Genomic DNA, 5,303 nt, shown 5'->3' on the forward strand with positions numbered 1-5,303 from the left:
GCGATGATCCTCGAAGCGCAGGGGGAACGCCGCTCGGCGGTCGAGCAGGCGGAGGGTGACAAGCAGTCGAACATCATCCGGGCGCAGGGGGAGAAGCAGTCGCAGATCCTCGAGGCGCAGGGGGACGCGATCTCCACCGTCCTCCGGGCGCGCTCGGCCGAATCGATGGGCGAGCGCGCCATCATCGAGCGCGGGATGGAGACGTTGGCCGAGATCGGTCAGGGCGAGTCCACCACGTTCGTGCTCCCGCAGGAGCTCACCAGCCTCGTCGGCCGCTACGGCAAGGCGCTCTCCGGCTCCGACGTCCAGCAGATGGAGGGGTTAGAGGGCCAGGAGTTCGACGACGACACCCGCAAGATGCTCGGGCTCGACGACATCGACGAGATCCTCGGCCAGATCGACGAGGCCGCCGAGATGGACGTCGAGGAGCTGGAGAAGGAGGCGGAGGCGGTCAAGGCCGGCGGCGCCGGCGCGGATATCAAGTCGGCCGACGAGGTCATCCAGGAGATGGACGAGGAACCGACCGACGGCGAGGTCGAGCGCGAAACCTGATCGGGCGCACATCGGCCTCGAACGGGCTTCGAGCACCGGTTCCGCCACGAACGAAGTGCTTTTGTCCGCGCACGCATTAACCTCTCGCGTGACTGATAGGTTCGACGGGCGGAAGCGCGAGACGCTCCGGCGGTTCGCCGCCATCGGAGCCGCCGCGCCGTTCGTCGGGACCGCGAGCGCCGACGCGGGCGACGACGCGAACGAGACGCGCGAGGCGATCCGCGGGTACGTGCCGACGACCCCCGGCGCGCACTTCTCGAAACTCCGCGACGACCTCCGGCTCGGGACGGGCGAGGCGCAGCATCACCTCCGGAAGCTGGAGGAGGCCGGGGAGGTCGAGTCGACGAAAGACGCCGACTATCGACGGTACTTCCCGGCCGGCCGGTTCGACGACCTCGACAAGCGCGCGCTGGGATATCTCAGGCGCGACACCCCGCGCGGCATGGTGCTCGCGCTGTTGCGCGATCCGGGAACGACCGGCGCCGACCTCGCGGCCGAGCTCGGCGTCTCGCGGCCGACGATCAGTGCCGCCGCCGCCGCGCTCGACGAGGCGGGACTGCTCGACCGCACCGACGGCTACGCGCTGACCGAGCCGGAGCGGCTGCTCACGCTCGTGGTCCGGTACGCCGACTCCTTCGACGCCGACGCCGTCGCGTTCGCGGACGACGCGGCCTCGCTCGTCGTTTACGACCCGTAGACGACGGGCTCCCGGCCCCTAGGCCGTCACCATCCACGTCGTCCCCGAGGAGTAGCCCCACTTCTCGACGTCGATCGCCGACGCCGCTTCGGCGACGGCCCCCATGTTCGCGCCGACTTCCTTCGCGGAGAGACCGAGGTCGTCGGCGATGAGTCGCGACTTGAAGTACGTCCGGTCGCCGGCGTTCTCGCGGAGGTACCGCAGGATCCGGCGCTGTTTCGCGGAGAGACCGGCGTGCTCGACGGCGACCGCGTCCGGGTGGGCCGTGCTCATACTGGCGAGAGGCGTCGTCCGGACATAAGCCAGTTGGTAGACGCGGTTAACACGGCGCGGTCCGGCGATTTCTCCGCCGGCCGATTTCCCGGATCCCGAACGAGTCCCCGATTCCGGTACGATCGCCGAACCGCTGGTCCCGCCCGCCCGGCGCCGACTCAGTGCGGATCGGAGACGGACTCAGTACAGATCGGAGACGAACGGACCGAGCGCCCCGGCGACCGCCGTCGCGAGCGCGTCGGCGCGGTCGACGCGGCCGCCCGTGAGCGCCCCGGCGGCGCCGCCCCGTCGCGCGACTCCCGTCGTGTCGAGGACGTCGTCCATCACGGGACCGAGCTCCGCGCCCTCGTCGATCCGCGCGGCCACGTCGGCCGGGAGCTCGAGGCTCGGCCCGGCGCCGCGGCCGACCTCCGACCCGTCCGCGACCGCCGCCCACATGACGAGGAAGAGTCCGTCGGCGCCGTCGAACCGCGCGACACCGCCCTCGATGCCGACGCCCAGGTCGTACGCGCCGGCGTCGAGGACCGCCGCGGCCCGGTTCTCCGCGCCGGCGACCGTCTCGGCGTGGCCGGTCGGCTGCTCGCTCACGCCGGACGGGACCGGGACGGACTCGACCGCGACGGTCGTCGTATCGCCCGGCGAGTCGTCGACGAGGTCGGTTCCCGACGACTCCAACACCCGTTCGACCGCGCGCCGCTTCACCGGATTGCCGCTGCCGACGCCGACTCGCATGTGGGGACGTTCGCGGTCGGGCTACGAGTAGGCGTCGGGTCTCGATCGGCCGTCCTCACGCGACGGCTCCGGGGTGGAACAGCTCGGCCAGCCGCTCGATTCCGTCGATCAGCGCGGGGCTCGGCTGGTTCAAGAGCGAGTCCTCGATCACGTGCACGGGCGCGTCGACGGTCCAGTTCCGCCCCTCGACGGTCGCGGGGTCGATCCGGTCGCCGTGGCCGCAGACGTGGACGACGACGTGGTCGGGATCGGCGGCCTCGACGCTCGCGAGGTCGACCTCGCGGGAGCGCTCGCCGGGGTCGACGAAGGGATACCGACCCCCGGCGGCGCGCACGGCGCCGGGCACCCAGTTGCCGGCGGCCATCGGCGGGTCGGACCACTCCTCGCAGTAGACCGTCGGACGCGGGCGGTCCGCGACCGCCTCGGCGATTCGATCGAGCCGGCTCCGGGACTCCTCCGCGAGCCGCTCGCCGGCCCCGGGGTCGCCAACGTCCGCACCGCGGGCGGCGAACGCCTCGATCACCTCGTTGAGCGTCGCGGGTTCGCGGTGTCGGACGTCGAGGCCGCGCTCCCGCCACGCGTCGCCGAGGTCGGCCTGCAGCCCGTCGCTCGTGAGGACGACGTCAGGTTCGAGGTCGGCGACGCGGTCGAGGTCGGGGTTCAGCCAGCCGCCGACGGCCTCCGGGAGTTTCCCGTCGCGCGCCGCCTCGGCGTGTGCCGCGCCCGCCTCCGCCGGCGGACCGCAGTGGTGGGTGACGCCGACGAGTGTGTCGGCGGCGCCGAGGGCGGTCACGGTCGCGGTCGCGCTCGGAGCCAGCGAGACGACGCGTGGGGCGGTCATCGGTGTCGACTCCGCGCGCCGTCGGCCCAAGCGTTTCGGTCGGGCCGCTCGCGACGGCGGTCGAGACGGGTGTCGTCGATCGCCGAGAACGCGTGATAGATCGTGTCCTTTCGTCGGGTTTCCGGCGACACGTTCCGGTCGTTTTAAGTTCGGTTCCACCGTCTATCGGGTAAGATCGCTCTCGGTCCGTGTTCAGTTACCGGGAGGGGGTTTAGCCATGAGTGAACGACTACACACGCGAGGGAGTCGCTCCCGAACGAAGACCGAGGACGAATCGGAACGCACGGACGAGACGCTCAGCTGTCCGGAGTGCGGCGGGAACGTCATCAACGACGAGGAGCACGGCGAGAGCGTCTGTGCCGACTGCGGGCTCGTCGTGGAGGCCGACTCGGTGGACCGCGGACCGGAGTGGCGCGCATTCGACTCCCGAGAGAAGGATGAGAAGAGCCGCGTCGGCGCCCCGACGACGAACACGATGCACGACAAGGGGCTCTCGACGAACATCGACTGGCGCGACAAGGACGCGTACGGCCGGTCGCTCGGCGCGCGCCAGCGGCAGAAGATGCAGCGGCTCCGCAAGTGGAACGAGCGGTTCCGCACCCGCGACTCCAAGGAGCGCAACCTCAAGCAGGCGCTCGGCGAGATCGACCGCATGGCCAGCGCGCAGGGCCTCCCGGACAACGTCCGCGAGACCGCCTCCGTCATCTACCGCCGCGCGCTCGACGAGGACCTCCTCCCCGGCCGCTCCATCGAGGGCGTCTCCACCTCCTGCGTGTACGCCGCCGCCCGGATGGCCGGCGTCCCGCGCAGCCTCGACGAGATCGCCGACGTCTCCCGCGTCGAGAAGGCCGAGATCGCCCGGACGTACCGCTACGTCGTCCGCGAGCTCAAGCTCGAAGTGAAGCCGGCCGACCCCGAGCAGTACGTCCCCCGGTTCGCCTCCGACCTGGAGCTCTCCGAGGAGTCCGAGATGCGCGCGAAGAGCCTCCTGCGCAACGCCAAGGAGAAGGGCGTCCACTCGGGCAAGTCGCCGGTCGGACTCGCCGCCGCCGCCGTCTACGCCGCCGCGCTGCTCACCAACGAGAAGACGACGCAGGCCGCCGTGAGCGAGGTCGCCGACATCAGCGAGGTCACGATCCGGAACCGGTACCACGAGCTGTTGGAGGCCGAGGACGGCCTCGTCGCGTAGGCGCGCCGTCTCTCTTTTCGTCCGCCGATCCCGTTTCGATTCCGTTCCGGACGCACACAGCTAAGTCCCCGCCCCCGGAAGCCCCGTCTATGTTCGAGGAGTTCGTCCTGACCGCGAGCACGGCCGACCTCTCCGAGGAGCCGCGCGCCCGCGAGCACGCCGACGCCGTGGAGTTCCGGATGGACCTCGCGAGCGACCCCCTCGCCCAGCTCGACGGCTACGACGGCGAGCTCCCGCTGCTCGTCACCAACCGCGCGTCGTGGGAGGGCGGCGAGGCCGCGGACCTCGGTCGCTACGACGCGCTCTCGACCGCGCTCGGGCACGCCGCGGTCGCCGCGGTCGACGTCGAGCTCGCGGCCCTCCGCGGGAGCGCGCCGGAGGGCGAGCGGTCGCACGCGACCGCGCTCCGCGACACGGCCCGCGAGGAGGGCGTCGACGTCGTCGTCTCGGTCCACGACTTCGAGTCCACGCCGGAGCCCGGGGCCCTCGTCGACCTGCTCGCCGACGCGGCGAGCGAGGGCGACGTGGGGAAGCTGGCGACGACGGCGACCGCCCCGGCCGACGCGCTCGCGATGATCCGGGCGACCCACGAGGCGACCGCGGCCGGCCACCGCGTCGCGACGATGTGCATGGGCGAGCCCGGCCGCCACACCCGCGCTGTCACGCCCGTGTACGGCTCGAAGATCGGCTACGCGCCCGTCGACCCCGCGAACGCGACCGCGCCCGGCCAGTACCCGCTCGCGACGCTCAGAGACCTCGTCGACGGGCTGCGGGAGGGCGGGGCGGACGATTGACCTCTTTGTAAACAAACGGCGCGGCGGTGTCGCCGGCGCTACGCGCCGACTGCAAGCGAGAGCTTCGCTCTCGCCCTGCGCGCCTCCGAGCGCCCAGCGGGCGCGAGGAGCGCGTGCGAGGGAGGTGGCGGGCCGGCGCGGCTCTGCCCGCGCCGGGCCGCCCGCCGAGGCCGGGGAGGCGTGAGGCTGCGGCTGCGGCGCGGGGCGGGATGGGACTCAAAGGGG

General features: G+C 72.1%; 7 protein-coding genes. 4 read left to right on the forward strand and 3 right to left on the reverse strand.

Translation table 11 applies throughout. The features are described from left to right. Positions 1 to 552, forward strand: a 552-nt coding sequence (locus U4E84_RS16085) for an SPFH domain-containing protein (protein WP_369698430.1), incomplete at its 5' end; no start/stop codon positions are given. Positions 553 to 640: 88 nt separating this feature from the next. Beyond that, the gene (locus tag U4E84_RS16090; RefSeq protein WP_322533127.1) at positions 641 to 1,249 is read left to right on the forward strand and encodes a MarR family transcriptional regulator; all 609 of its coding nucleotides are present in this window, start codon (positions 641 to 643) and stop codon (positions 1,247 to 1,249) included. 18 nt (positions 1,250 to 1,267) lie between these two features. Here the strand turns inward: U4E84_RS16090 and U4E84_RS16095 are convergent, their stop codons facing one another. The 3 genes from U4E84_RS16095 to U4E84_RS16105 form a co-directional block, all read right to left on the reverse strand. After that, positions 1,268 to 1,522, reverse strand: a complete 255-nt coding sequence (locus U4E84_RS16095) for a hypothetical protein (protein ID WP_322533128.1) — start codon at positions 1,520 to 1,522, stop codon at positions 1,268 to 1,270. A gap of 180 nt (positions 1,523 to 1,702) precedes the next feature. After that, complete coding sequence (locus tag U4E84_RS16100) at positions 1,703 to 2,254, reverse strand: inosine/xanthosine triphosphatase (RefSeq protein WP_322533129.1); 552 nt, start codon at positions 2,252 to 2,254, stop codon at positions 1,703 to 1,705. 55 nt (positions 2,255 to 2,309) lie between these two features. Then, positions 2,310 to 3,095, reverse strand: coding sequence for a cobalamin-binding protein (locus U4E84_RS16105; protein ID WP_322533130.1), 786 nt, complete (start codon positions 3,093 to 3,095; stop codon positions 2,310 to 2,312). A gap of 217 nt (positions 3,096 to 3,312) precedes the next feature. Here U4E84_RS16105 and U4E84_RS16110 point away from each other — a divergent pair, with 217 nt between their 5' ends. Together U4E84_RS16110 and U4E84_RS16115 are read left to right on the forward strand one after the other, a co-directional pair. Further along, positions 3,313 to 4,284, forward strand: coding sequence for a transcription initiation factor IIB (locus U4E84_RS16110; RefSeq protein WP_322533132.1), 972 nt, complete (start codon positions 3,313 to 3,315; stop codon positions 4,282 to 4,284). Positions 4,285 to 4,373: 89 nt separating this feature from the next. Further along, complete coding sequence (locus U4E84_RS16115) at positions 4,374 to 5,078, forward strand: type I 3-dehydroquinate dehydratase (RefSeq protein ID WP_322533133.1); 705 nt, start codon at positions 4,374 to 4,376, stop codon at positions 5,076 to 5,078. Positions 5,079 to 5,303: the final 225 nt, after the last annotated feature.

The organism is Halorubrum sp. AD140 (genome assembly GCF_034497445.1).
Taxonomy (GTDB): domain Archaea; phylum Halobacteriota; class Halobacteria; order Halobacteriales; family Haloferacaceae; genus Halorubrum.

Coding starts and splice junctions, on each gene's coding strand:
- U4E84_RS16100 (WP_322533129.1), bottom strand. CDS start 2,254: ATGCGAGTCGGCGTCGGCAGCGGCAATCCGGTGAAGCGGCGCGCGGTC.
- U4E84_RS16105 (WP_322533130.1), bottom strand. CDS start 3,095: ATGACCGCCCCACGCGTCGTCTCGCTGGCTCCGAGCGCGACCGCGACC.
- U4E84_RS16115 (WP_322533133.1), top strand. CDS start 4,374: ATGTTCGAGGAGTTCGTCCTGACCGCGAGCACGGCCGACCTCTCCGAG.
- U4E84_RS16095 (WP_322533128.1), bottom strand. CDS start 1,522: ATGAGCACGGCCCACCCGGACGCGGTCGCCGTCGAGCACGCCGGTCTC.
- U4E84_RS16110 (WP_322533132.1), top strand. CDS start 3,313: ATGAGTGAACGACTACACACGCGAGGGAGTCGCTCCCGAACGAAGACC.